We start from the raw sequence: 24,781 nt of genomic DNA, 5'->3' as shown, positions 1-24,781 counted from the left end.
CAGTATGGAACCTCGACAAGGCCCGGGTAAGACGAACGCTTCTCGCAAAATCTCGACCGGCTCTACCTGAGGTGTCTCGTCAACGGGCCGGCCGGTGCCCGCTCGCGGCAACCGCTCGCTCGTGTCGCCGTCGCGCCGGAGATCGGCCGGGCGGCAGGCGGAGCAAGGCTACCGTGCAGCGGTCACGCGGTCGGTGGTGTTGGTGGCCGGTATCGATTCAGGAGTGGGTGAGGGTGACGCTGGCCGGGCGGTGATCGGTTGCCCGATGGTCCCGTGCGGATCCGTCGCCGGCGATCTGAGCGGCCCAGGCGTGATGTTCGACGAGACCGGATCCTGGCACCTTGGTCAGTGGTGAGACGCCATTCGTCAGGGCCGGCGAGAGGAGGACGTGGTCCAGCAGCACGCGCCGGTGCGCCTCGTCGGTGACGAAATCGTCGAACTCGGCGCTGTAGCGCTGGTCCTCAGGGACATCGGCCTGGGCGTGGCCGAAGAGTCGCTCGGGTCGGTACGGCGAGCCGACGAGGATGTCGGTGACGTTGTGCGCGAGGTACAGCTCCTCGAAGTAGTCCTGGCCGGGCCCGTCGTTCAGGTCTCCGAGCACGATGATCGCCGAGGCCGGATCGGCGTCCATGCGCTGCTCCGTGGCCCGGCGGATGCGCATCGCCTCGTTGGCGATCCGCCGCCGGTTCCGCAACGCGGCCCGGATGAACTCCGGCCGCCGCGCGGGGTCATGCCACATCTCGCTGCCCTGATTGATGAAGTTCGACTTCAGATGTGCGACCACCACCTGCAACTTGATACCGGCGACATCGATTGTGCAGCACAGCGGGTTCCTGGTGAACGCGTACTCGTCGAGAACCGCGTCACCGTCGACGTCGGCCAGCCACGGCTCGATGAACGGCGCCACCTCGTCCGAGGGGCTGAGGGCGCCCGCGACACGGTCGGGTTTGAACAACAGGGCCAGCTTCTGGCTCCCACCAGAATCGCCCTGCACGAAGTCATACGTGGCGGTGCCGTCGACGGTCAGATACTCCTCGATGAACAATGCCAGCTCTGCCGTGCGGCTCGGCGCCTCCACCAATGCGACGATGTCCGCGTTGATGGCGGAGATCAGTCCGGCCAGGCGGCCGGCGGCCTCCGCCGTTACTCCTTGCTCTCCATCGCGGGAGAATGTCGGCTTGAAGGCCGCTGGCTGAGCGTCGAGGGTGAACCAGTCGTTCATCCACTCGCCGTTGACCGTCGTGACCTTGAGTGTCGTCATGGCTCCGTCTCTCCTTTCATCGAACGCATGGTGGCCTTTGCAGGGACGTCCGTCCCGTTGCGGCGCCGCCGGGCGTCATACCGGGGTCGGCGAGGTGAGCGAGGCTCCGATCGCTTGGGCGACCTCCGGGTGAGCGAGGTACTCCTCGATGTCGTGGGTATGGCCTGCGGGGTTGGCGACCGGGGTTTCGACCAGTTCCCCCTGCCAGTGGTCACTCAGCGGGCAGCCGATGGAGACCGGATCGCTGGGGCACCAAGCGTTGAACCAGTGGGCCACCTGGTCTGGACGCTGGGGCCCGCCGGTGAGCAGGCGCTGATAGACGCTGTCCAGCCCGAGCGGGCTGCCGGCGGTGACGAGAAGTTCGACTTCGACACTCGGGTCGAGCCGGGTGAGCAGGTCCATGGCGACCACCGTGCCTAGGCTGTGGCTGACCAGGACCAACTGGCCGGTTTGCGGCATCGTCTGGAGCACGCAGTTCAGAACGGTATCCCGGATCCGCTGGTTGTCGAGGTAGGCGGCCACATCGGCGAAGATCGCGGCTATGAACAGCCGATCCAGGTTGGTGGTGTCGGCCAGCCAGCTCAATCCCTGGTGTACGGCATCGCTCAGCCCTTCCTCCCTGGCCGGCTGTTCAGCGGGCCGGCCTGTCCGGGCCGCCGCCTCGATGATCATCTGCTCGTACAGCCGACGCGTGGTACCGGATCCCGGTGCGGCCGCCTCGACGAGATCGCCGGCGATCTCCCGCGGCGAGTAGGGGATGCCTTCCCGGGTTTGCATGGCCTGGACGAGCTGGGGCCCGTAGAAGGGGAACCAGACGTCGGCTGGCGCGATTGTGGGCAGTTGTGCGCGGGTGAGTCCGCCGTTCAACGCGGCGGTCCAGTACCGGCGCAGACGCTCGGGGTCGTGTCCCTGCTGGCCGCGGCCGTGCAGGAAGACCAGGTGCCTGGATCCGCCGAACGCGGTCGGGTCGGCGGCCAGACCGACGCCGGCCGCGGCGGTCCGGACGTGCGTGGCAGCCACTCGTACGTCTGTCTCGACGGACAGCCCGTCAACCGAAGACGCGGGAGGCGGGACCAAGCCGATGACGACGGCCCGAGCGGCGGTGCCGTCCTGGAGCCCCGACTCTGACCCCATCTCGGCCAGCAACGTCAGGCGAGCGTCGTCGAGCGGCAGCCTGGCCAGATGCTTGAGTATGACGCTGATGCGCACGCCCTCGTTGGAGATCCAGTCAATGGCGTCGTCCCCGTCGCCCTCTTGCCAGATCTGCCCGTCGCGCCGCAGGATCCGTCCCTGGTCGTCGGTCCTGGGCACGCCACTGTGGTGGAGTGCCGTCACCTCCCACTGGTCGTTGAATACCGGGGAGCCGGAACTGCCGGGCTCGGTGTCGGTCTGGTACTGGATGAAGTCGTCCAACCGCGCCTCCAGCCGGTTTTCGCGGATGGAGATTTCTTTGAGCCGGCCGCCGGGATGCCCGATGATGTTCACCGGCTCTCCGATGACCAGCTTGCCCGTCTGAACACTGAGCCTGTTCCAGCCGAACGTCTCCCCTGAGGGTCGGCCATCGGAATCGGGGCTCACCAGGACCAGGGCGAAGTCGAGATCGTAGTCGGCGATGAAGAGAGTGTCCGGGGCGAGGGCGAACCGCTTGGACACGTCAGGGGCGTTGTCGATGGTGACCTGAGCGTCGAATTCCACGAAGGCCGACCGTGCCGCCGTGATGTCGGGGAACACGTGGTGATTGGTCAGCAGCAGCCTCGGTGAGACCAGGAAGCCGGTGCCGAGCGGGATCTCGCGGCCGTTCTCGCTGACCGAGATCCGTGCGACGGTCCGTGCGGCCCGCACGCCACGGGGCAGGAAGCTCCACGCCTGCAGGTCTTTGGCCACTCCGAGGACGCGCTCGTACATCCTTGGCCGATCCAGGCCGTCGGCACGGATGGCCTCCATCGCCGCCTCGACCGGCACCCCATTGCGCTGGATGAGGCGAGCGGCGCGGGCCGCGAGCATCTCTGGCGAGTCGGGGAACGCCTCCCCCCGCTTCTGCCTCCGCCAGGCGTCATAACGGTCGGACCCGCTCCAGCGGTAGTGCTCGGCGGCCGCCTTCGTCCGCTCCAGCTTATTTTCCCGGACTTTTGTTGATATATCCATAGCGACCCGCCACTCCAAGTTTCAACGATCCCACTAAAACGGGCATATCACAATAAATATGCGTGTTGCGCCGAGCTAGCGTCCAGGGAGCGATGGGCAAATTGACCGCCTGTATAGGTCGCTTGAACCTGACATGGAGACGGAAGGCCACATGTTGCCGTGGCTCGGCCGGGGAGGAGGCGTCACCACAAGTACGCCTTTGCTCCCGCGTGACCCGATGCGAAAGAGTCCGACCATGTCCCCTCATCGCGGAATCCGAGGTTAAGTTAAGCCCCTGCATGCGTAAATATGTCATTAAACGACTTATGTTCATTTTTATGGTATTTGTCGAGGTGGAGCGGCAATCAAGATGATGGTGGAGGGGGAGTCTCATGGGAAATGTCGTCGATTATGTGCCGGTCGAGTCGCTGGACAGGCCGAATCAGCATCTGACTCAGGCCGAACTCGACCGACTGGAGGAACTGTCGTCCGCGATGTCCGGCGATGGCGAGCAGTAGGCCATATCGGGATCCGGAATCTCAGCGGTGGGCATGGGGTTGCGCCCTGCCGCACGGCGCGGAGACGGTGGAGCGGGCGTTCTGCGAGGTGGAGCGGTCGGTGCCGTTGGGCGAGGCCGGAAGGCGCGTGGAGGCGGCGCTGGCCGCGCTGGGCCTGCGGGCGGAGCTCGCGGACGCGGGAGGAGGCCGCGATCCGACCGCCTGGTGGTGCGAGCTGCTCGGCGGCGCAGGGGAGGTTTCCCTGGTCGCGTGCGGGATGGGGAAGGGGCACCCAGAAGAGGCCCGCGTGGGCGCGCTGTTCGAGGCCGTCGAGCATTTCCTTACTGGCCCGGCGGGGTTCGACCCCATCGGCATGGAACCTGCCGCGCCGGCCGAGATCGCCGCTGGACCGCTGCGTGAGGACGTCTGCGCACTGCTGCTGGCCCGGATGCCCGGCCGGCGAATGGCCTGCCTGCGCTATCGAGCCCTCGGCGGGGGAGCGGAGGCGCTGGTACCGCTGTTCCTATTCGCGCCCTGGTACGTCGAGACCGGTGCCGCGCGCCTGCGCCGACTGGCCGGGGACGACTGCGACTACGCCCATCTGACGCGCTACAGCTGCAACAGCGGCTCGGCCGTCGGCGTCACCGCCGCCGAGGCACTGCTGCACGCCCTCAACGAGGCGATCGAGCGGGACGCCCTGTCCCTGCTCCTGGCGCGGGCCTTCCTGGGCGCGGGTGGTCTGCGGCTCCGGCTGATCGATCCGGACACGCTGCTGAACGGGCTCGCGCGGGCGTACGCGACGGCGGGAGAGCTGATCGGATCACCGGTGCATCTGCTAGACATCACCAGCGATGTCGGAGTGCCGACCATGCTGGCGTACACGGCCCCCACCGCCCTCCATCCGCACCGGCGCGGTGCCGGGACCTCGCTGAGCCCGGCCTACGCCGCCTGGCGCGCCCTCACTGAACTGATCCAGACCACCCTCGGCGAGAGCCTGTCGAGCGCCCCCACGCAGAACGAGCTGGCCGGGTTGGCGGGGCACCCGGCGCTGCACGCGTGCGGGCGGTTCGATCTCACCGGTCTCCTGCGCGAGGCGCGTGTGGTCCCCTTCCCGCAGGTCGTCGAAGCGGCCGCGACTCCCGGCGGCCAGTTGCGGAAGGTGGCCGCGATGCTGGCCGCGCGGGGTTATCCGGCCTACCACCGTACGGTGTGCGCCCTCCCCGGCGCGGTCACCGCCGTGCACGTGATCGTGCCGGCCCTGGAGCGGTTCATGCTGGTCACCAACGGCAACCTCGTCCTCCCCGGCCGCAGGGGGCAGGCCGCCGCGACCGGCGGAGCAGACGTCTTTCTCGCGCCTGAGGAAGTTTCCGAATCGATGCCGCTCGATTGACGGTGTCATCAATGGGGCGGCCGGTCTTTCCGTTTTATCGACCTTGCGTTTGGGGTTTTCGGGACTATTTTCATATGAAATATGCGCACAATGGATTTATGTCCGTACAATACTCGCGAAAGAATCGCAAAGCCAAGGCGTTGGTGAGGCTGGGCGTTTTGCTCCTGGCACTGTCCGCCATATTGATATTCGTGTCCCAGATTGTCCCGGGTGCGGGGATGCAAATCGGAACCGTCTCTGTCATGACGGCGGCGAGCGGCGCGCTGGCGCTGGGCGACACGTGGCTGCAGTGCCTGTCCCGGTGGCACAAGAGCGGTGCGCCCACGTCCGCGCCGACGTCCGCCGACATTGGCACCGCGCAGGATATCCTTGCCGGCCTGGTGGCTCAGCAGTGGCGCGACGAGGCGGTGCTGCGCTCGCTGGGCGATCCCGAGCCCATGCCGCTGGCCTGGCGCTCGACCGAACGCCTCGAGCTGGCCGACCATCCCGAGATCATCGCCAAGGGCGCCGTGGCGTTCCCCGGCCTGGACGTGCACATGGCGGACATAGCGCACAACTTCCGCGCCCTGCGCTGCCGCCGGTTGATCATTCTGGGCGGTCCTGGCACCGGGAAGACGACCCTGGCCGTGCAGCTGGTGCTCGAACTACTGCGTACGCGGCAACCAGAGGAGCCCATCCCGGTGCTGCTGTCGGCCGCGCGCTGGAACGACCGCGTGCATCCGCAACTTCAGGACTGGCTGGCCGCGAGCCTGGCGGAGGACTATCCCGCGCTGCGCGCCGAGGGCCTCGGCCCCGACATCCCGGAGACGCTCGTGGCCCGCGGCGAGGTGCTGCCCGTCATCGATGGGCTGGACGAGTTGCCGGAGGCCGCCCGCGCGGCCATGCTCACCGCGCTCAACCGCTCGATGTGCGAGACCGACCAGCTCATCCTCACCTGCCGCACGACGCAGTTCGCCGAGTCCGTTGAGGAGATCGGCGACGTCATCACAGCGGCGGCGGTTATCGAGCCGCAGCCCATGTCCCCCGCCGCGGCGACCGACTACCTGCGGGCGTGCCTTCCCCCCGTGCCTCACCCTGTCTGGCCCGAGGTCCTGGAAGCGCTGCGCACGGGTGCCGCCCCAGCCCTGTCCAAGGTCGCCTCGACCTCTCTGGGGCTCTGGTTGGTCCGTGTCACCTACATCGCACCCCGGGTGAATCCGACGCCGCTGCTGGAGCTCGGGCGCGGCAGTGCGGCCGAGCTGCACGACCATCTGTGCGATCAGCTCATCCCCGCCCTGGTGAGCACGCGCCCGCCCGCCCACGGCCCGGCCCTGCCCTTCCGTCCGCAGCACGCGTGGACCTCGGAGCAGGTCAGTCGTTGGCTCACGTACCTGTCCCGCCACCTCACACTCAGGGAGGACGACCCGCGCGACATGGCGTGGTGGCACCTGGCCCGTCACACGTCCAGCGGTCTGGTTCGGGTGTGGGCCGGCATCGTGATCGGAGTCGTGGTCGGGCTGGCCTTCATGCAGCTGACAAAACGCCCCGACGTAGGCGCGGGTATCGGCCTGCTGTCCGCGCTTCTAGTCATGATCAGGACCGGATCCTGGTTCACCGAGTCGCCGGGCCACGCCGACTTCCAGCTCCGCGGCAGGCTCTCCGAGGTCCTCCGCGTCCTCAGGAACGGGCTTCTCGTGGGAGTCCTGGGGGCTCTCGTCGGAGGCACAGGGGTTCTCATCGCCTCCTGGCTCAAGCACAACCGGATGCCAGGGCTGGAGGTCATCGGGATGGGCGCGCTTGATATCGGCCTGTTGTCCTTCATATGGTTCGTCGTCGTGCCCGGCCTGATCCGCTGGGTTGAGCGCCCCACTACCGCCGCGACCGCGAGATCCCCCCGCTCGACCTGGCAGGCCGACCGGAAACTGACCGTCGTCCGGATCATCAGCGGGCTCGTGGTCGGGCTCATGGCTGGGGCCATCGTGCTGAAGGCATACCTGCCCATGGCGATCGTGGGCGGGCTGGTGCTCGGACTGCTGGTCGGGCTCATGCTGGGCAGCCACCACGCCTGGCTGGCCTACAGCCTGACGGTGCCACGCTTGGCCACCAAGGGGATGCTGCCTCTGCGGGCCATGAATTTCCTGGACGACGCTCACCGCTTGGGCCTGCTGCGTGCAGAGGGGCCTTACTACCAGTTCCGGCACATCGAGCTGCAGCAGCATCTCGCGCGCGGGCAGCAGGTGACGCCCACGAAGGAGGAGCCGCGGCGGCCGTCACCGCTGACGTGACTCCACTGCAAGGTCACGGTAGGTATGCCAGCGGGGCGCGCCGACATCCTTGCTGCGGGCCATGTCATCGCCGTTGCCGCATTAAGCCCTTTTTTCGGGCATTGTTCAGGAGACTCCGTTCCGTGAATGAACAGGGCGCAATGGGCTCATTATGGGGTTATTTGCGACTTTATGAGCTTGGAGGAATTCGGGCGTGGGTACGAAAGGTGCAAAGCGTTCTAACGCGCCTAGGGGTGCGCTCGCTCGGATGAGGTGACGTACTCCTATTCGCCTATGGGAGGATTTCCATGTCCGAATACGGCGCTTCACAGCCGCCGACCCGTGACCTGTGCGGGACCATGCTCGTGCATCGCAGACTGCTCAACGAGAGCATGACCTACCGCGCCCGGCGCAATACGATCGAGAATCGGGCGCTGCAGTATGAGCGTGGACGGCGTCCTGTACGCACCAACGTGGTCACCTTGCCGGTCGTCGTCCACGTGGTCCACAACCCGGACGCGCCAGAGCAGAACATCGGCGACGAGCAGATCCACAGCCAGATCACCGTTCTCAACCAAGACTTCCGCGCGACCAACCCCGATGTGGGGAACGTGCCGCCGGTGTGGAAGCCGCTCGTGACAGATGCTCTGATCGAGTTCCAGCTCGCGATGCGGGATCCGAACGGCGATCCGACTGACGGGATCATCCGGGTCGAGACCGATCAGCCCAGCTTCACCTGGGACGACGCCGTGAAGGCCAGTGCCGGCGGAGGCGCCGATCCATGGCCAAGCGATCAATACCTCAACCTATGGGTCTGCCAGCTGCGGGGCGGCCTCCTCGGCTACGCGCAGTTCCCCGGCGGTCCGCCGCAGACCGACGGCGTGGTCATTCTCCACTCCGCCTTCGGGACCACGGGCACGGCGGCGCCTCCCTTTGATGGCGGGCGTACCGCGACGCACGAGATTGGCCACTGGCTGAACCTCTACCACATCTGGGGCGACGATGATGGCGGGTGCACCACCGACGACAAGGTGGCCGATACGCCCAACCAGGCGGGCTCAAACACGGGAGTCCCCACCTTCCCGCGCGTCACCTGCGGCAACGCGCCCGATGGTGACATGTTCATGAACTACATGGACTACACCGACGACGTGTCCATGTTCATGTTCACCAAAGGTCAGGGCACACGGATGAACGCCTGCCTGGAGGGGACGAGAGCCTCGTTCCTGGTCGCGCAGGAGGTGCGGGTGCCTGCCGCGGTGGGTCACAACGGGGCCCACCCCGCGCACAACGGAGAAGTGGAGCGGCTGCTTCACGACACCGAGCGGTTGACCAGGGAGATCCTGAACGACGTCCGCTCGGCGCTCGGCATGGTCACCGGCCGTTCAAGCGGATGACCGGTTACGACAAGCACCCGACGGAGGCCGACGAGTGAGCTGTACACCGCTGGACATCATCGGTGCCTGGCTCCACTCCCACGAGGAGGACACCGAGACCACGGCGGTGTACCGGCCCTATGACTACTCGTTCCCTCCCTCGCGGCGAGGGCGGCGAGGGCTGGAGTTCCGGGCGGACGGGACATTCGTCGAGCTTCGTCCCGGCCCGGACGATCGTCCACGGCCGATGGTCGGCCGCTGGCGATCTGAGGGGGATGACCGCATCCAGATCACTTTTCCCCAAGGGCACGTTACGCCGCTCGAGCTCACTATCGTCTCCTGTACAGACAGCGCGCTCACCATAGCCAAACGCCCTGTCACGGGGGAGGCGACATGAAGCCGGGCACAGGGCTGTTCTGAATCGAGGAGGACGGCGATTAACGGGCAACCAGAAACCTCGACAAGCCTTCGGTAAGACTCGGCCATGACCTGCTCCAGCGGGGCAGCGCTGATCAGGCAGAGGTCAGCGCTGCCGGGCACGGCATGCGCGGCCTTCGGCAGGTGGTCGAGGCGGTCGATCCGTATCAGGGGTTCCCTCATCGTTTCGGCCAGCACCGCAGGCGGCCATAGCGACATGTCCTCATGGCTTCCTTCCCCTGGGGTGAACGCCGCCGGTGGCCCGGTCGCCTGGCCGCTGCTCAGAACCGTGCAGTGGTCACGCGGTCGGCTGATCTCGGCCGGTCGACAGGCGGTACCGCGTGGGCGTGACCCCGTACGAGCGGGTGAACCAGCGGGTGAGATGGGCCTGGTCGGTGAATCCGGTCTCGCCGGCGACGCGGGCCGCGGGATGCCCCTGGCCGAGAAGGCGGCGGGCGGCGCGCAGTCGCAGTTGGCGCTGGTACTCGCTCGGCGTCACCCCGTAGGCGGCGCGGAAGGCCCGGTAGACCGCGTACCGGCTGGCATCGGTCCAGGCAGCGAGGTCGTCGGCGCTGATCGGCTCGGCGTAGCGGTCGTGGATGAGCTCGCGCGCCTTCGCCGCCAGCCGCGTGATGGCGGGCGAGTGGAGCGCGGCGGGCGGCGGGGGCGCTGTTCGTGCCGCCACGTGTACGAAGGCGGTGATCGCGGAGGAGAGGAGTTCGTCGCGCTCAAGCGGGGTTGCGCCCCGCAGCAGGGCGGTGTGCAGGTCGCGTAGGCGCGCCGCCAGGACAGGCGTGTCCAGGACCGGGGCCGCGAACAGCGGCAGCCCCGCCGGACGCCCGGTCACGTCCGCGAGCACGTCGGCGATCAGTTCATGGCCGATGTGCACGATCCGGTACATGAAGCCCAGCTCGTGGGCCGCGTGCCCGTCGTGGACCTCGTCGGGGTTGAAGACCATCACCATGCCGGCCGAGCTCGTGTGCCCGGCGCCGCGGCAGGTGAAGGTCTGCGCGCCGTGCTCGGTGACGCCGAAGGAGTAGGTCTCGTGGCTGTGCCGGTGGTAGCGATGGCGCAGGAAATGCGCGTACATGGCCTCGAGCGGCTTGTCGGGCGAACGCCAGTAACGGGTCCATTCGCCGGCCGCGCCGCTCAACTCCTCGTCACCTCCGTTCGGCTCCTCACTGAGTGCACGAGCGTACAAGACCGGCATACCGGCTTCGGCGCAGGCTGGTCACTGCCGCCGAGGGCGGTGGCATGTGACGGAGGTGACCTCATGGTGAGCACGGCAACGAGTGACCCTGTACGGACGAGGCCGTACCTGCTGCTGGGAACGACCATGTTGCTGTGGGGGAGTGGCTTCGGCAGCTCCAAGGTGATCGTCGATTACCTGCCGCACCCTGTGGTGGCGGCGTTGCGGTTCGGCGGTGGGGCCGTGGCTCTGCTGATCGCCCTGCGACTCTTCCGCCGGGGCGGCGAGGCCCGGCGGGCGTCCTGGCGGGACCGGGCGCGGGCGGCCGGCGCGGGTGTGCTCGGTGTCTTCGTGTACAACGTGCTGTTCTTCTGGGGGTTGTCGCTCGCGCCGGCGATCGACGGGAGCACCATCGTGCCGGTCATGAGCCCCGTGCTGACGACGACATTCCTGTTGCTGACGGGGAAGGAGAAGGCGTCCCCGGCGCGCGTGGCGGGTCTGGCCGTCGGCGCGGCCGGTGCGCTGATCTTCTTCGCGGGTTCGGGCGGGGCGGCGGGCGGTGGGCAGGGCCGGCTCGCCGGGGACCTGCTCTTCCTGCTCAGCGCCTGCTGCTGGGCGGCGTTCACGCTGGCGGGGCGCCGCGTGCTCGCGGGGATCGAACCGCTGGAGGCGACGACGTACGCGACGCTGAGCGGGGCGGTGCTGCTGGCGGTGTACAGCGTGCCATCGGCCGTCGACGTCGCCTGGCAGAACGTGCCCGCCCACGTCTGGCTGAACGTCGTTTTTGTCGCGCTCGGTCCGACCGCGGTGGCCAATCTGCTCTACTACCGGGGCATCCACGCCGTCGGCCCCGCCTCCGCGTCGATCATGATGTTCCTCGTGCCCGTGGTCGGGACCACCTGCTCGGCCCTGTTCCTGGGGGAGTCGTTCGGCACGGTGCAGGCGGTGGGAGCGGCGGTGCTCCTCGTCGGCGCCGTCCTCGCCGTCACTCAGGGCCGGCTCCCGTGGGCCGGTCGACGAGACGGATAACAGAGCGCGTGCGGGCGCGGCCCCGATCACGCCCGCACGCGCTCGGGCCGTCAGGCGACGACGAGGGACTCGGCCCTGAACTCCCGACCGGCGACGATCTCGGACACGAAGCCGTCGGGACCCACGGGCCGGTCACCGATCAGGGTGACCCGGTGGAGGGTGCGCTGGACGTCCAGGTGGTCGAGGTCGGACGGAGCGAGGTGGGCGGTGGCCCGGTTGTCCCAGAAGGCCAGACTGCCCGGCTGCCAGCGGAACCGGACGGTGTACTCGGGACGGGTGATCTGCTCGTACAGCAGGTCCAGCACGCGGCGGCTCTCCACGGCGGACAGGCCGACGATGTGATCGGTGAAGCCGGGGTTGACGAACAGCGCCCGTTCGCCGGTCTCGGGATGCACCCGCACCACGGGGTGGACGGAGACCAGCAGGTTGTCGTTGATCCGTTTGACGAGCTTGCCGTCGTTCTCGGCCGGTCGATATCCGGCCAGGAAGCGGTGCTCGGCGCGCAGGCCGTCCACGAACGCCCGCAGCGGCGCGGACAGGCCCTCGTACGCGGCGACCAGGTTGGTCCATTGGGTGTCGCCGCCGAACGCCGGCACGGTCTCGGCCCGCAGGATCGAGGCGGCCGGCGGGTTGACGGCGGCGGTGACGTCGGTGTGCCAGCCGGAGTTGTAGGAGTAGCGCCGCTTGCGGTTCAGCTCGCGGTAGTCGGGGCCGTATCGCTCCTCGTAGCGGCGCGGGTCGATGGTGAGGATCTGCGGGTGATCCTCCGGCGGGGTGTCCTCGTGCGGGTGGGCATGGGTCAGCTCGCCGAACTGGCGGGCGAAGGCGATCTGGCCGGCGTGGTCGAGGGTCTGGCCACGGAAGAAGACCACCTTGTGGGTGAACAGGGCCTGGCGGATCTCCTCGACGGTGGAGGGGTCCAGGGGATGGGCGAGGTCGATGCCGGTGATCTCGGCACCGATGTGCCCGGCCACGCGATTGACGGTCAGAATGCTGGTCGTGGGCATGCTGAAGCGCTCCTGAGATGGTGGAGTGTGAAAAGGGGAGACGGGGAGCGGGACCCGGAGGTCACCGCATGGCACAGAGCGCGCTCGCCTGCCGTCTGAGATCGACGTGGAGGCGAGCCACCAGAAGCTCGCTGCTCTTCACAGTCCAGATCCTGCGCTAAATTCCCCACAAAAGCAATAGGAAATTAGGGGATTCTTGGATCTCAGTCAAAGCCGGCCGCTCTCGATCGCCTCCTTCAACGCCACCTGGGTCTGCTGGTGGGAGGAGACGCCGTTCGTCACGGTGAAGTCGATGAGCAGGACGTTCGCCTCGAACGTGAGGTGCTCGGTCACCCGGGTGTGGCCGCCGCCCAGATCGGTGAAGACGATCACCTGGTGGGTGACGACGTTGGGCATGGTCCAGGTGTCGGTCTCGTAGAAATAGTCCGCGCCGTGGATGCGCTGCTGGGCGTGCGTGTTGACGGTGATGGGCACCCCGTCGGTGACCGGGACGTCCTCGACGGCCGTGAAGTTGACGTAGCGCAGGCCGTCCTGGACGTAGTCGGCGTGGGTGGCGACGCGCTTCAGGAAGGGATGCAGGCCGATGTGGTGGTTGATGTCGGAGTACGCCGCGAAGACGTGGTCGATGGGGGCGTCGATGTCGATCGAGAGGTCACGGGTGGCCGCGGTCCGGCCGTCCACAGGAAGGGGCCCGGTCAGGTGCTCGTAGAACCGGTAGGTGTCCCAGGCGAGCTGCCACTGGGCGGCCAGCACCGGGTCGGTGTCGGCGCGGGCGGGAGTGCCGGTCAGGACGAGGGTCGCGATGAGCAGCGGGGCGGTCAACAGGCGCAGAAGTCTCCTCACGAGTACCTTCTATCGCAAAGATCGCCGGTCAGCGACCGCCCGGCGCGAGGGGGCCCGAGATCCCGCCCAGCAGGGCGATCACCGAGAGGGTGACCAGCGACAGGACGCTGGAGACCAGGATGGTGTCGCGGGGCAGTTCGGTGGGCCGGCCGTACTCGGCGGCGTAGACGTAGGTGTTCTGCGCGGTGGGCAGCCCGGCGAACAGGACGGCCGCGAACAGCGCGTGGCCCTCGAGGTGCAGCAGGTAGCGCCCGGCCAGGAAGGCGATCAGCGGCTGGACCAGCAGCTTGAGCGTCACCACCGGGGCGACCCGGCGCCAGGCGACGGCCGAGCCGTTCAGCGACATGCCCAGCGCGAACAGCGCCAAGGGCACCGCCGCGCCGCCGAGCAGGTCCAGCGGTCGCATCACGGGTTCGGGCAGCCGCCAGCCGAGGGCGGACATGGCCAGGCCGAGTACCGAGGCCACCACGATCGGCATCCGCAGCGGGGCCAGCAGGGATGAGCGTTCGACGCCCAGGCCCAGGAAGATCAGTGGAGACATCACCAGCACCTGGAAGATCAGGACCGACACCACGAAGGTCGCGTCGTGCAGGACGTACAGGCCGATGGGGATGCCGAGGTTGCCCGCGTTGACGTAGGCCGACGACATCGCGCCGATCACCCGGTCGGGCAGCTTGCCCCGGAGCGTCACCAGCGCGAGCAGGCCGACCAGGACGGTGCTGATCGCGAAGGCGAGCAGCGGTCGCGGCTGGATCTGGCTCAGCGGCGTCCGGCTGAGCGTGGTGAACAGCACGGCGGGCATGGCGATGGTGAAGGTGAATCCCGTGAGCGCCTGCTGGAACTGCCCGCTCGCCACCCGGAAACGCCCGGTCAGCCAGCCGAGGGCGCCGATCATCCAGATGGGGGTGAACGCCGTCACTACCGTAAGCATCCGACACACCGTATCCATCGCCCAGAACGTGCGCCGAGGGCGGGTCGCCCCCTCAGCGGCGAGCTGTGTGTCCGGTGACGGCGGCCGGCACCGGACCGGAGACCTCGTCGAGGCGGGCCACCAGCTCCCCGGGCAGGGTCAGATGAAGGCCGGCCAGGTTCTGCTCGTACTGCTCCATGGTGCGGGGGCCGACGATCACGGTCGTCACATGGGGACGGCCGCGAACCCAGGCCAGCGCGACCGCGGCGGGGGTCGTGCCGAGCTCGGCGGCGATCTTGGTGACCTCCTCGGCGATGCCGAGGTTCCGTTCGGTGAGCTGGCCGGCGGCCCACTCGCGCGCCGCCGGCCGGCCGCTGGCCAGCAGGCGGCCCATCCGGGTGCCCGGCTCCGGAGCGGCGTCCCGCCGGTAGCGGCCGGCGAGGACACCGCCGCCCAGCGGGCCCCACACCAGGGTGCCGAGGCCATGGCGGGCGCAGACGGGCAGGATCTCGGCCTCGATGTCCCGGGCGAGCAGTGAGTACTGCGGTTGCAGGCTGATGAACGGCGTGCCGCCGCAGTGCTCGGCCGCCCACTGCGCCTCGACGATCTGACCGGCCGTGAAGTTGGAGCAGCCGAGGTAACGGACCTTGCCCGAACGTACGAAGCCGTCCAGCGTGGCCATTGTCTCCTCGATGGGCGTGTCGGCGTCCCACATGTGGCATTGGTACAGGTCGATGTAGTCGGTGCCGAGCCGGCGCAGGCTCGCTTCGAGAGCGCGGGTCAGATGAACCCGGGACAACCCACGGTCGTTGGGGCCCGGCCCCTGCGGCATGAACGCCTTGGTGGCGATCACCACCGAATCGCGCCTCCCGCGCACCGCCCGGCCGACGATCTCCTCGGCCTGGCCGTCGGCGTAGTTGGCGGCGGTGTCGATGACGTTGTGCCCGGTGTCCAGGAAGGCGTCGATGATCGGCCGCGCCTCGCTCTCCCCGACACCGAGTCCCCAGGCGGTGCCGAAGTTCACCGTCCCCAGGCAGGCTCGCGAGACCTTCAGCCCGGACCGGCCCATGGTCACGTAGTCCACAGTGTCTCCCCTGGTAGAATCCGGAATTGTGATTCCGCTTAGACGATACGGAATATCGATTCCGCTTGTCAACGTCCGGACGTCGTGATGGCCGACCCCAAACCGCTGCGCGCCGACGCCCGGCGCAACCGGGCGCGCGTCCTGGATTCGGCGGAGGCCGTGTTCGCCGCGGCGGGACTGTCCGCGTCCATGGAGGAGGTCGCCCGGCACGCCGGAGTCGGCGTCGGCACCATTTACCGGCATTTCCCGACCAAGGAAGCGCTGTTCGAGGCGATCGTCGTCAGTCGTTACGAGCGGCTGGCCGAGGAAGCGGACGCGCTGGCGTCCGCGGCGGACGCCGGTGCGGCCTTCTTCGGGTTGTTCACGCGGATGGTGGAGGAGGCGGCCACGAAGAAGGCGTTCGCCGACACGCTGGTCCGTGCCGGTGTCGATGTGAAAGCGGCCACTTCGGCGAGCGGGCGGAAGCTCGTACAGGCCTTCGGCGGGCTTCTGACCCGAGCGCAGGGCGCGGGTGCGGTACGTGACGATGCCGGCATCACTGAGGTGATGGCGATTCTGGCGGGTATGACGCTGGCCGCGGAGCGCGCCGGCTGGGATCGAGACCTGCGGGAGCGAGCCCTGGGCATCGTGTTCGACGGCCTCCGCTCCGCCCGGCCGCGCTGACGGTCCGCGCTGACGGTCCGCGCTGACGGTCCGTGGTGGCGGTCCGCAGGGTTGGCCGAAACGCACATCGCGCGGGCCGGCCATGATCGGCCGGCCCGCGCGATGTGTGGATCGGCCTACCAGCCGCCACCGTGGAGCTGGCCGCGCACCGCGCCGCCGGGGAACTCACCGGTGTGCAGGTTGACGTACCAGTTCTTCGGGTTGTGCTTGATCCCGCCGGCGACCTTGGCGGAGGTGCTCGCCGAGCCCGCGATGCCGTTGATCCCGGCGGGCAGGCCGTTGGCGGCACTGAAGAAGTCCACGACCACCGGGCCGTTCTTGCCCTTCTTGCCGCGGTGGATGTGCCCGTTCGTCGGCGCGGCGATCTTCTTCCACGCGGTGGCGAAGTGCACCTGGGTGCCCTTCACCCAGACGAGCCACGCGGCCCGCCCGTCCTTGTCGCCGACCTTCGTGCCGGGCGCCGGAACCTCCTGGCGACCGTCGGCCGACGCGGTGAGCGTGGAGTGCGAGCCGTTCGCCAGCACCGACTCGAGCGCCACCGGGCGGATCCGGTAAAGCTGGGCGCGAACGGCGCCGCCGGTGAACTCGCTGGTGTGCAGGTTGGCGTACCACTTCTTGGGGTTGCTGGTGATCCGGTTGAGCAGGCCGGAGTCGCTGACCTTGACGGTGCCCTTCACGGCGCTGAGGCTGCCGGGCAGCGCCTCGCCGAAGAACGGGATTTTGACGTCGCCGTTCTTGCCGGCTTTGCCCTGGTGGATGTGGAACGCGGTCGGGGCGGTGACGTTCTGCCAGCGGATGGCGTAATCGACCTGGTTGCCGTGGATATGGAATACGGCGATCGCGCTGCCGTTCTTGTCGCCGACTTTCTGACCCGCCGCGGGCACCTCGTTCTTGCCCAGCAGCGAGGCGGCCAGGTAGACGTCGGAGCTCGTGCTCGCCTGCGCGGCGGTGGGTGCCAGGGCGCCGGCGACCAGGATGGTACCGAGAACCAGGCCGGGGACGGTGAGGGTGCGCTTCGTCATGATGACCCTTTCAGATGCCTCGAGGGTGAGGCTCTTTTAGCTGTTGACGCACGGTTGTACGGGGTGCGGCAGCGGCTGGGTTCAACGAAGGAATGTGGAGAAATACGCATGGGAAAGATGGGCGAAAGGTCTTGATTTACTTTGTAAAGGCGCCTGCCGAATATGCGGATCTTGTTTATGCAAAGATCCGACCTCCTGTCGGACCGGCTTGTTTCAGGCCCGCGCGCATATGGCGTACTGCTGCCGCCAGGGCCGCGACCCCGTCGGTGATCTGGTTGTCGTTCAGGCTGGTGTAGCCAAGGATGAGGCCTTGGCGGCCCGGTGTGGTCAGCCGGTAGGGGGCGACGCCGGCGACGCGGACGCCTTGGGCGGCGGCCGCCGCCACTACGTCCTCCTCCTGGAGGTCGTCCGGGAGCCAGACGACGACGTGCAGGCCCGCCGCGATCCCGGTGGGTTCGAAGTCGGGCAGTTGCTGGGCCAGCCGGGTGAGGAGGAGGTCGCGGCGGCGCCGGTAGAGGGGGCGCATGCGGCGCAGATGACGGTCGAACTCGCCCCGCAGCAGGAAGTCGGCGAAGGCGAGCTGCTCGATGGCCGGTGAGCCGCGGTCGGCCAGGAGCTTGGCCTCGGCGACGGCGTCGGTCAGGTGCGGGGGTAACACGAGCCAGCCGAGGCGGAGGCCGGGGGCGAGGGTCTTGCTGGCCGAGCCGGCGTACATGACCACGTCGGGGGCGAGGCCCTGCATGGCGCCGATGGGGGCACGGTCGTAGCGGTACTCGGCGTCGTAGTCGTCCTCCAAGATGAGGGCGCCACGGTCGCGGGCCCACTGAACCGCCCGCATGCGGGCACGGGCGGGCAGGACGCCGCCGAGCGGCCACTGGTGCGACGGGGTGAGGACGGCCAGGTCGGCGTCGCCGCGTTCGAGGGCGTCCAGGTCGATGCCATGATCGGCGACCGGCAGGCCGAGAAGGTCGAGGTTGTGCGTGCGCGCGTGCTGCCGTATGTCGTCGTGGGCGGAGGGGTCCTCCACGGCGACGCGGCGCGCCCCGCGATGGGCCAGCACGCTGGTGATCAGCATGGCGGCCTGCGCGAAGCCGCTGGTGATGAGCACGTGCGCGGGGTCGGCGCAGGTGCCGCGGGAGCGGTTGAGGTAGTCGGCCAGGGCGGTGCGCAGTTCGGGCAGGCCGTATCCGTCGGCGTAGTTGAGCCGGTCGTGTGGGGCGTCGGTGAGGACCCGCCGCAGTGAGCGGAGCCAGGCGGCGCGGGGGAAGCTCGCCGGGTCCGCGCGGCCGTACCCGAAGTCGATGAGCGGGCCGGGGGACGGTGGCGGGTCGGGAGTGGGGGTGGTTTGCCCGGGTACGGCGGCCACGCGGGTGTAGGAGCCGGGCGTACTGGTGAGATAGCCCTCGGCGGTGAGCTGGTCGTAGGCCCCGACCACGACACCCCGCGAGACCCCGAGCTCGGTGGCCAGGCGGCGGGAGGCCGGCAGAGAGGCCCCGTGGCGCAGCCGGCCCGCGCGGATGGCGTCGCGCAGAGCCGCCTCGATCTGGCGGTGCAACGGGGTGGTGCCGGTCCGGTCGAGGTCCACCAGCAGGTCGTGTACCAGGCTCGAATTCACCGTACTCACCGTCGCAGGGTAACGGCCGCCCGCTTGTCCACTACGGTCATCCGGCGGCGAAGGCGCCGACCGAGACCGCGCACAGGAGCAGTCCCACGGCGTGCACCGGGCTGGTGCGCTCGCGCAGGACGACGGTGGCCAGCGCGACGGTGAAGGCCGGGTAGAGCGAGGTGATGACGGCCGAGACGGCGAGTGTCCCCTGGCCGGTGGCCAGGAAGTACATCAGCGTGGCGCCGACCCCCAGAACTCCCGTCCAGAGCGCGGCCCATGGCGGTTTCCGGTGGGTCGCGTTGTCGGCTCCGGACCGCCTGCCGGCCAGCGCGAACACCGCCAGAGCCGCGGCCAGGACGACGACGGCGCTGAGCTGACTCGCCGCCACCGGCCACAGGCCCGCTCCGTCGCCGGCCCGGTCGAGGCAGATGAACAGCGCGGCGAAGCCCAGCCCGGCGAGCAGCCCCGGGCCGACGCCACCGGAGCCGCGTCCGCCCGACTGCGTGGAGACCAGCCAGATCCCGGGGATGGCCAGGCCGAGGCCGAGGAGGGCGAGCGTCGTGAACTCGTGGCCGGACAGCAGGTCGACGGGAATGGGCAGGCCCGCCGCGCCGACGGCCGACAGCGGCCCGGCCACGTTCATCTGTCCCCGTGACAGGCCGCGATACAGGGCCAGCGTGCCGATCGCGCCGCCGATTCCGGCGGCCATCCCCCATGCGATCGCGCTCGGGGTGGGGTGAGTGCCGACGGCGAGTGCGGCGGTCAGACCGCCGACCGCGGCGGCGCATTGTCCGATGAGCCCGACCAGGCCGTAGTGGGCTCGGCGCGACAGGAGCCCGCCGAGGAAGTCAGAAGCGCCGTACAGGGCCGCGGCGGCCAGCGCGAGCAGGATTGCCATTGGCATGGCCGGTCACCGGCCCACGCGGTGGGCGCGGCGGGAGGCGTTGGGGCAGGTCGCCCCGCTGACCGGCGCCGGCCTGCGGGCCTGCGGGGATGGGCTGGTGGTCACGCTGGTCTGTCCCATGGTCCGTCACTCTTTCGCAGCAGTTTTATCGAGTCCCATGCTGCCGATGGATTGGATGTCTAGACAGTACCGATTTGTGACCGGTATTCAGGTCCGATTTTCGGCGCGCTGCCACGACCGGGACGTCCCGAGACGCACGAGCCCTTGACTGCTCAGCGCCGACATGGGCAGGGACCACGTCGGCGCTGGGCGGGGCGAGAGTCAGGCGGTCGCGGCGTCGCGGGCCGCGACCAGGTCGAGAGCGATGTCGGTGATCATGTCTTCCTGGCCGCCGACCATCTTGCGCCGTCCGACCTCCACCAGAACGGCCCGCGTGTCGAGGCCGTAACGGGCCGCGGCGGCCTCGGCGTGGCGCAGGAAGCTGGAGTACACCCCGGCGTAGCCGAGCGTGAGGGTCTCCCTGTCCACCCGCACGTCCCGATCCTGCAGCGGGCGGACCACGTCGTCGGCCGCGTCCATCAGCTCGAACAGATCGCACCCGTGTTTCCAGCCCATGAGGTCGGCGACCGCGACGAACGCCTCCAGCGGGCAGTTGCCGGCACCGGCGCCCTGCCCGGCCAGCGAGGCGTCGACGCGCCTGGCGCCGTTCTCGACGGCGACCACGGTGTTGGCGACGCCCAGCGCGAGGTTGTGGTGGGCGTGGATGCCCACCTCGGTGCGGTCGTCGAGCACGTCACGGTAGGCGCGGAACCGGTCGCGCACGCCGTCCATCGTCAGCCGGCCGCCGGAGTCGGTCACGTACACGCAGGCGGCGCCGTACGACTCCATCAGCTTCGCCTGCCGGGCGAGCTCGGCCGGTTCGGCCATGTGGGACATCATGAGGAAACCGGCGACGTCCATGCCCAGGTCGCGGGCGGCCGCGATGTGCTGGGCGGAGATGTCGGCCTCGGTGCAGTGGGTGGCGACGCGTACCGAGCGGATGCCGAGCGCGTGAGCCTGCTTCAGATCGTGCAGGGTGCCGATGCCCGGCAGCAGCAGCGTGGTCGGCACGGCATCGCGGACGACGTCGCAGACGGCCTCGATCCACTCCCAGTCGGTGTGCGCGCCGACGCCGTAGGTGATGCTGGAGCCGGACAGGCCGTCGCCGTGGGCGATCTCGATCGCGGCGACCCCGGCGGCGTCCAGGGCGGCGGCGATGGTGCGGGCCTGCTCCACGGTGTAGCGGTGGCGGACGGCGTGCATGCCGTCCCTGAGGGTCACGTCCTGGACGTACAGGTCAGCGGTCATCGGGAGATCACCTCCGTGAAGCGGTGCGCGGCGATACGTTCTGCCGTACGCAGCGCCGCCGAGGTCATGATGTCGAGGTTGCCGGCGTAAGCGGGCAGGTAGTGGGCGGCGCCCTCGACCTCGAGGAACACCGACACCTTCGCGGCCTCGCCGGACCGGCTGCCGGCCGGCAGCAGCGCGCGCAGCGGGTCGTCGGCGGCGACGCGGTCGAACTGCACCTTCTGCTTGAGACGGTAGCCCGGTACATAGGCCTGCACCCGGGCGACCATCTCCTCCACCGAGGCGGTCACCGCGGCGTCGTCGCACTCGCCGACCAGGCAGTGCACAGTGTCCCGCATGATCAGCGGCGGCTCGGCGGGGTTGAGGACGATGATCGCCTTGCCCCGGGCCGCGCCGCCGACCTTCTCGATGGCCGCGGCGGTGGTCTCGGTGAACTCGTCGATGTTGGCGCGGGTTCCGGGGCCGGCCGAGCGCGACGAGATCGAGGCCACGATCTCCCCGTAGTGCACCGGGGTCACGGCGGCGACGGCGGCGACGACGGGAATGGTGGCCTGGCCGCCGCAGGTGACCATGTTGACGTTGTCGGCGTCCAGGTGCGCGTCCAGGTTGACCGGGGGGACGACGTACGGGCCGATGGCGGCCGGCGTCAGGTCGATCACCGTACGACCGGCGGCGCGCAACACCTGGTCGTTGCGGCGATGGGCGCCCGCCGAGGTGGCGTCGAAGACGATGCGGACGTCGGCGAACTCGTCCAGGGCCAGCAGACCGTCCACACCCTCGTGGGTGGTGGCGACCTTCATGCGGCGCGCGCGAGCCAGGCCGTCGGAGTCCGGGTCGATGCCGACCATCGCCCCCATCTCCAGGGACCCGGACAGCCGCAGAATCTTGATCATCAGGTCGGTGCCGATGTTGCCCGAGCCGATGACCGCGACCTTGGTCCGCTCAGTGGCGGTGGTCATGCCTTCACTCCTTCCGAGGCCGCGAAGCCGACCCCGACCGTGCCGAGGCCCTCGATCCGTGCCACGAATTCGTCTCCCGGCGCGGCGACCGCCATCGGCCCGAGAGCACCGGTGAGGACGATGTCGCCGGCCCGCAGCGGGTCGCCCAGGCTGGCCAGCGTGGCGGCCAGCCACAGGGCGGCGTTGAGGGGGCCGCCCAGGCAGTCGGCGCCGGTCCCTTCCGAGACGGTCTGGCAGTTCTTGGTCATGCTCATCCGTACGCCGCGCAGGTCGACCCGGTCCAGCGGCACGGGGGTGCCGCCCAGGACGAACAGGCCGCTGGAGGCGTTGTCGGCGACGGTGTCGACGATGGTGATGTCCCAGTTCGCGATGCGGCTGTCGACGATCTCCAGCGCGGGCAGCGCGAACGCCGTGGCCCGCAGCAGGTCGGCGACGGTGGGGTCACGGTGCGGCAGGTCCTCGTTCAGGACCAGGGCCACCTCCGCTTCGACCTTCGGTTGCAGGAGCCGGCCGGCGGCGATCTGGCCGCTCTCAGCCACGGCCATGTCGGCGAACAGCACACCGAAGTCCGGCTGCCCCACCCCGAGCTGGCGCTGCACGGCGGGGGAGGTGAGGCCGATCTTGCGGCCGACCGGCCGTCGGCCCGCGGCCAGGCCGCGCTCGACGTTCAGCCGCTGCACGGCGTAGGCGGCCTCGATGTCCGCCTCCGGCAACAGGTCGCGGACCGGGGGGTGGGCCACACCGGTGAGGGCGGCCTCCGCCAGGAGGGTCGCCACCTTGGCCACGGCATCGGGCAGGCTCATGACTGCGGGTACCTCCAGAAAAGGTGGGGGAGCCGGGCACTTGGGGCGCCCGGGTGCCCCCAGATATAGGCGACCGGTCAGTGGGGCGGCAAAATATGTTCCGTGACACGGAACAGCGCTGCGGGAAATATGCTCGACAAGGCGGTATCGATCTTGGACTGCTACCGGCCGGACGGCGGGTCGTTCCGCTTGACAGAACTTTCCGCTCGTACGTCACTGCCCAAGACGACGGTGTTCCGGCTCTGCGCGGATCTGGTCCGCCTGGGCCTGCTGGAACGGGAGGCGGACACCTACCGGCTCGGCGGCAACCTGTTCGAACTGGGCTCACTGGTGCCGCGCCGCCATGATCTGCGCGAGGCGGCGCTGCCGTTCCTGCAGGATCTGTTCGAGGCCACCCGCGAGACCGTGCACCTGGGGGTCCGGGAGGGACATGAGGTGGTGTACGTCGAGCGGATCCATGGCCACGACGTCCTGCCGCTGCCCTCCCGCATCGGCGGCCGACTCCCTCTTACCTGTACCGGGGTCGGAAAGGCGCTGCTGGCCTTCTCGGATGCCGAGTTGACCGAGCAGGTGCTCGCTGGGCCGCTGGCCCGGCTCACCCCGCACTCGATCACCGACCCGGTGCGCTTGCGCACCGCCATCGAACAGGCCCAGGTGTCGGGCCTGGCCTACGAGGAGCAGGAGGCGGCGATGGGTGTCAGTTGCATCGCGGCGCCGGTTTTCGACGGACAGGTGGCGGTGGCGGCTCTGTCGGTGGCCGTGCCGCGCGCGCGGTTCCGTCCGGCTCAGCTCGCTCCCGCCGTACGCACCGCGGCCCTGGGTTTGTCGCGCCTGCTGCGCTCGGGGCGACTCAGTAGTTCTTGAGGGTGATGGCGTTCGCGGCGGCGTTGAGCGGCTTCAGGATCGGCCGCAGAGCCAGGTCCTTCCAGGGCAGGCGGCTGACCAGCCGCATCATGGTGGTCTGCATCCGGATCTGGCGGGTGCTGCCGGCCACCATCTGCTTGGCGTTGCTCTCGCCAAGGCTGAGGTTCACGTCGACATATCCCCGCATCTCCTCCTGATAGCGGGCGAACGCCACCCGGTGGTCGCCACCTGCGGCCTTCAACTCGCCGGCCAGCACGTACGCGCCGACGAGGGCGAGACTGGTGCCCTGCCCGGACAGCGGGGACGGGCTGTGCGCGGCGTCCCCGACCAGCGCCACCCGCCCGGCCGACCAGCGGTCCAGATGGACCTGGCTCGCGGAGTCGAAGTAGAAGTCGGGGGAGTGCGGCATGGCGGCCAGCAGGGTGGCGCTCTCCCAACCGGCGCCGGCGAAGGTCTCGGCGACCAGGCGCCGCTGTGCCGCGACGTCGCGACGGTCGGGCAGTACGGCGGGGCTGGGGAAGATGAACTGGGCCTTGGCGGCGGACTGGCGGGTGCTGTAGAGGTTCACGACCTTGCCCGGCGTCGCGTAGATCAGCTCCCAGCGGTCGAGGCCGAGGTGGTTGGGCACGGTGAACACGCACGCGTGCATGCCGAGCGGCCGCACGAACTTCGCCTCGTCGCCGAAGACCCGGGCCCGCAGGTTCGAGTGCAGCCCGTCGGCGCCGATCACGAGGTCGAACATCCGCGGCGCGGAGCGCTCGAAGGTGACCATCACGCCGTCGTCGCTCTGGGTGAGGCCGGTGATGGAGTCGCCGAACAGGTACTCGACGCCGTGCTTGGTCGCGTCGTACACGATGCGGGCCAGGTCACCGCGCAGCACCTCGTCGTCGCCGGGGGAGCGCAGGCCGATGAGGTCGGGGCCCAGGGTCGCGAGCGGCTTGCCGGCCTCGTTCACCCACGCCCCGCCACGCATCCGGGTGCTGTATCGGGTGATGTCCGGGGTGAGGCCCATCCGGTCGACGACGTCCATCGCGACGCCGCGCAGGTCGACCTTGTAGCCGCCTTCCCGCAGCGCCGGGGCCAGTTCCACGATGGTGGGGGTGAAGCCGTACCGGTGCAACCAGTACGCGAGGGCGGGACCGGCCACGCTGGCGCCAACGATGAGGACCGTCTTGTTCGCGAGATGCTGTGTCATGGCAGTAGCGTCGCCGGGCCCGCTTACCGAGGGCTCACCACGCGCTCA

Annotated in this window: 22 protein-coding genes; 7 read left to right on the top strand and 15 right to left on the bottom strand. The window is 69.1% G+C overall.

Going from position 1 to position 24,781, the window contains the following annotated elements:
• Positions 1–217: 217 nt before the first annotated feature.
• Entirely contained in the window at positions 218–1,261 is a 1,044-nt protein-coding gene (locus ACGFNP_RS44245) for an endonuclease/exonuclease/phosphatase family protein (RefSeq protein ID WP_358323868.1), read from the bottom strand.
• Between the two features lie 75 nt (positions 1,262–1,336).
• Positions 1,337–3,406, bottom strand: coding sequence for a trypsin-like serine peptidase (locus ACGFNP_RS44240; RefSeq protein ID WP_393328971.1), 2,070 nt, complete (start codon positions 3,404–3,406; stop codon positions 1,337–1,339).
• 371 nt (positions 3,407–3,777) lie between these two features.
• Between ACGFNP_RS44240 and ACGFNP_RS44235 the strand changes: the two genes are divergently transcribed.
• From ACGFNP_RS44235 to ACGFNP_RS44220, 4 genes are all read left to right on the top strand, one after another.
• Positions 3,778–3,903 carry a hypothetical protein gene (locus ACGFNP_RS44235; protein ID WP_358323862.1) on the top strand — a complete coding sequence of 42 codons (126 nt, stop codon included), beginning with the start codon at positions 3,778–3,780 and terminating at the stop codon, positions 3,901–3,903.
• Complete coding sequence (locus tag ACGFNP_RS44230) at positions 3,890–5,272, top strand: YcaO-like family protein (RefSeq protein WP_393328969.1); 1,383 nt, start codon at positions 3,890–3,892, stop codon at positions 5,270–5,272. The genes ACGFNP_RS44235 and ACGFNP_RS44230 overlap by 14 nt, the downstream gene beginning before the upstream one ends.
• A 242-nt stretch (positions 5,273–5,514) precedes the next feature.
• A complete protein-coding gene (locus ACGFNP_RS44225) occupies positions 5,515–7,536 on the top strand; it encodes an NACHT domain-containing protein (RefSeq protein WP_393328968.1) in 2,022 nt (673 codons plus the stop codon).
• Positions 7,537–7,823: 287 nt separating this feature from the next.
• Entirely contained in the window at positions 7,824–8,912 is a 1,089-nt protein-coding gene (locus tag ACGFNP_RS44220; RefSeq protein ID WP_393328966.1) for a zinc metalloprotease, read from the top strand.
• A 694-nt stretch (positions 8,913–9,606) separates the two neighbouring features.
• On the opposite strand, the gene ACGFNP_RS44215 is transcribed toward ACGFNP_RS44220, so the two are convergent.
• Positions 9,607–10,509, bottom strand: coding sequence for an AraC family transcriptional regulator (locus ACGFNP_RS44215; protein ID WP_393328964.1), 903 nt, complete (start codon positions 10,507–10,509; stop codon positions 9,607–9,609).
• A 72-nt stretch (positions 10,510–10,581) separates the two neighbouring features.
• Here ACGFNP_RS44215 and ACGFNP_RS44210 point away from each other — a divergent pair, with 72 nt between their 5' ends.
• Positions 10,582–11,526, top strand: coding sequence for a DMT family transporter (locus ACGFNP_RS44210; RefSeq protein WP_358323851.1), 945 nt, complete (start codon positions 10,582–10,584; stop codon positions 11,524–11,526).
• A 50-nt stretch (positions 11,527–11,576) separates the two neighbouring features.
• On the opposite strand, the gene ACGFNP_RS44205 is transcribed toward ACGFNP_RS44210, so the two are convergent.
• The 5 genes from ACGFNP_RS44205 to ACGFNP_RS44185 form a co-directional block, all read right to left on the bottom strand.
• The gene (locus tag ACGFNP_RS44205) at positions 11,577–12,533 is read right to left on the bottom strand and encodes a TauD/TfdA family dioxygenase (protein WP_358323849.1); all 957 of its coding nucleotides are present in this window, start codon (positions 12,531–12,533) and stop codon (positions 11,577–11,579) included.
• Positions 12,534–12,594: 61 nt separating this feature from the next.
• Positions 12,595–12,675, bottom strand: coding sequence for a putative leader peptide (locus ACGFNP_RS44200; RefSeq protein ID WP_355451062.1), 81 nt, complete (start codon positions 12,673–12,675; stop codon positions 12,595–12,597).
• Between the two features lie 65 nt (positions 12,676–12,740).
• Positions 12,741–13,376, bottom strand: coding sequence for a hypothetical protein (locus tag ACGFNP_RS44195; RefSeq protein ID WP_358323846.1), 636 nt, complete (start codon positions 13,374–13,376; stop codon positions 12,741–12,743).
• Between the two features lie 28 nt (positions 13,377–13,404).
• Positions 13,405–14,307: an AEC family transporter gene (locus ACGFNP_RS44190; protein ID WP_393328961.1), complete on the bottom strand. Its 903-nt coding sequence runs from the start codon at positions 14,305–14,307 to the stop codon at positions 13,405–13,407.
• A 52-nt stretch (positions 14,308–14,359) separates the two neighbouring features.
• Positions 14,360–15,370: an aldo/keto reductase gene (locus ACGFNP_RS44185; protein ID WP_393328959.1), complete on the bottom strand. Its 1,011-nt coding sequence runs from the start codon at positions 15,368–15,370 to the stop codon at positions 14,360–14,362.
• An 87-nt stretch (positions 15,371–15,457) separates the two neighbouring features.
• Here ACGFNP_RS44185 and ACGFNP_RS44180 point away from each other — a divergent pair, with 87 nt between their 5' ends.
• On the top strand, positions 15,458–16,033 hold the full coding sequence (locus tag ACGFNP_RS44180) for a TetR/AcrR family transcriptional regulator (protein ID WP_393328958.1): 576 nt from the start codon (positions 15,458–15,460) through the stop codon (positions 16,031–16,033).
• 116 nt (positions 16,034–16,149) lie between these two features.
• Here the strand turns inward: ACGFNP_RS44180 and ACGFNP_RS44175 are convergent, their stop codons facing one another.
• The 6 genes from ACGFNP_RS44175 to mhpD all read right to left on the bottom strand — a co-directional run bounded on the left by ACGFNP_RS44175 (position 16,150) and on the right by mhpD (position 22,674).
• A complete protein-coding gene (locus tag ACGFNP_RS44175) occupies positions 16,150–17,055 on the bottom strand; it encodes a CHRD domain-containing protein (RefSeq protein ID WP_358323834.1) in 906 nt (301 codons plus the stop codon).
• Between the two features lie 175 nt (positions 17,056–17,230).
• On the bottom strand, positions 17,231–18,679 hold the full coding sequence (locus ACGFNP_RS44170) for a PLP-dependent aminotransferase family protein (protein WP_393328956.1): 1,449 nt from the start codon (positions 18,677–18,679) through the stop codon (positions 17,231–17,233).
• A 37-nt stretch (positions 18,680–18,716) separates the two neighbouring features.
• Positions 18,717–19,565: an EamA family transporter gene (locus ACGFNP_RS44165; RefSeq protein ID WP_358323828.1), complete on the bottom strand. Its 849-nt coding sequence runs from the start codon at positions 19,563–19,565 to the stop codon at positions 18,717–18,719.
• Between the two features lie 321 nt (positions 19,566–19,886).
• On the bottom strand, positions 19,887–20,912 hold the full coding sequence (gene dmpG, locus ACGFNP_RS44160; RefSeq protein ID WP_393328955.1) for a 4-hydroxy-2-oxovalerate aldolase: 1,026 nt from the start codon (positions 20,910–20,912) through the stop codon (positions 19,887–19,889).
• On the bottom strand, positions 20,909–21,871 hold the full coding sequence (locus tag ACGFNP_RS44155; protein ID WP_358323822.1) for an acetaldehyde dehydrogenase (acetylating): 963 nt from the start codon (positions 21,869–21,871) through the stop codon (positions 20,909–20,911). The genes dmpG and ACGFNP_RS44155 overlap by 4 nt, the downstream gene beginning before the upstream one ends.
• Positions 21,868–22,674: a 2-keto-4-pentenoate hydratase gene (gene mhpD / locus ACGFNP_RS44150; protein ID WP_393328954.1), complete on the bottom strand. Its 807-nt coding sequence runs from the start codon at positions 22,672–22,674 to the stop codon at positions 21,868–21,870. Before mhpD ends, ACGFNP_RS44155 begins: the two co-directional genes overlap by 4 nt.
• A gap of 102 nt (positions 22,675–22,776) precedes the next feature.
• Between mhpD and ACGFNP_RS44145 the strand changes: the two genes are divergently transcribed.
• Positions 22,777–23,538, top strand: a complete 762-nt coding sequence (locus tag ACGFNP_RS44145) for an IclR family transcriptional regulator (RefSeq protein ID WP_393328953.1) — start codon at positions 22,777–22,779, stop codon at positions 23,536–23,538.
• On the opposite strand, the gene ACGFNP_RS44140 is transcribed toward ACGFNP_RS44145, so the two are convergent.
• Positions 23,525–24,733 (bottom strand): FAD-dependent monooxygenase, encoded by a 1,209-nt coding sequence (locus ACGFNP_RS44140; protein WP_393328951.1) that lies wholly within the window; start codon positions 24,731–24,733, stop codon positions 23,525–23,527. The genes ACGFNP_RS44145 and ACGFNP_RS44140 overlap by 14 nt on opposite strands.
• Positions 24,734–24,781 lie beyond the last annotated feature (48 nt).

It is taken from the genome of Nonomuraea sp. NPDC049269 (assembly GCF_043197155.1).
In the GTDB taxonomy this organism is placed as follows: domain Bacteria; phylum Actinomycetota; class Actinomycetes; order Streptosporangiales; family Streptosporangiaceae; genus Nonomuraea.
The sequence above is the reverse complement of the archived record's forward strand: the minus strand, read 5'-3'. Positions and strand labels throughout refer to the sequence as shown.

Excerpts from the sequence above, each read along its gene's own strand:
- ACGFNP_RS44245 (WP_358323868.1), bottom strand. The coding sequence starts at position 1,261 with ATGACGACACTCAAGGTCACGACGGTCAACGGCGAGTGGATGAACGAC.
- ACGFNP_RS44240 (WP_393328971.1), bottom strand. The coding sequence starts at position 3,406 with ATGGATATATCAACAAAAGTCCGGGAAAATAAGCTGGAGCGGACGAAG.
- ACGFNP_RS44235 (WP_358323862.1), top strand. The coding sequence starts at position 3,778 with ATGGGAAATGTCGTCGATTATGTGCCGGTCGAGTCGCTGGACAGGCCG.
- ACGFNP_RS44230 (WP_393328969.1), top strand. The coding sequence starts at position 3,890 with ATGGCGAGCAGTAGGCCATATCGGGATCCGGAATCTCAGCGGTGGGCA.
- ACGFNP_RS44225 (WP_393328968.1), top strand. The coding sequence starts at position 5,515 with ATGACGGCGGCGAGCGGCGCGCTGGCGCTGGGCGACACGTGGCTGCAG.
- ACGFNP_RS44220 (WP_393328966.1), top strand. The coding sequence starts at position 7,824 with ATGTCCGAATACGGCGCTTCACAGCCGCCGACCCGTGACCTGTGCGGG.
- ACGFNP_RS44210 (WP_358323851.1), top strand. The coding sequence starts at position 10,582 with ATGGTGAGCACGGCAACGAGTGACCCTGTACGGACGAGGCCGTACCTG.
- ACGFNP_RS44205 (WP_358323849.1), bottom strand. The coding sequence starts at position 12,533 with ATGCCCACGACCAGCATTCTGACCGTCAATCGCGTGGCCGGGCACATC.
- ACGFNP_RS44190 (WP_393328961.1), bottom strand. The coding sequence starts at position 14,307 with ATGCTTACGGTAGTGACGGCGTTCACCCCCATCTGGATGATCGGCGCC.
- ACGFNP_RS44180 (WP_393328958.1), top strand. The coding sequence starts at position 15,458 with ATGGCCGACCCCAAACCGCTGCGCGCCGACGCCCGGCGCAACCGGGCG.
- ACGFNP_RS44175 (WP_358323834.1), bottom strand. The coding sequence starts at position 17,055 with ATGACGAAGCGCACCCTCACCGTCCCCGGCCTGGTTCTCGGTACCATC.
- ACGFNP_RS44165 (WP_358323828.1), bottom strand. The coding sequence starts at position 19,565 with ATGCCAATGGCAATCCTGCTCGCGCTGGCCGCCGCGGCCCTGTACGGC.
- dmpG (WP_393328955.1), bottom strand. The coding sequence starts at position 20,912 with ATGACCGCTGACCTGTACGTCCAGGACGTGACCCTCAGGGACGGCATG.
- ACGFNP_RS44155 (WP_358323822.1), bottom strand. The coding sequence starts at position 21,871 with ATGACCACCGCCACTGAGCGGACCAAGGTCGCGGTCATCGGCTCGGGC.
- mhpD (WP_393328954.1), bottom strand. The coding sequence starts at position 22,674 with ATGAGCCTGCCCGATGCCGTGGCCAAGGTGGCGACCCTCCTGGCGGAG.
- ACGFNP_RS44140 (WP_393328951.1), bottom strand. The coding sequence starts at position 24,733 with ATGACACAGCATCTCGCGAACAAGACGGTCCTCATCGTTGGCGCCAGC.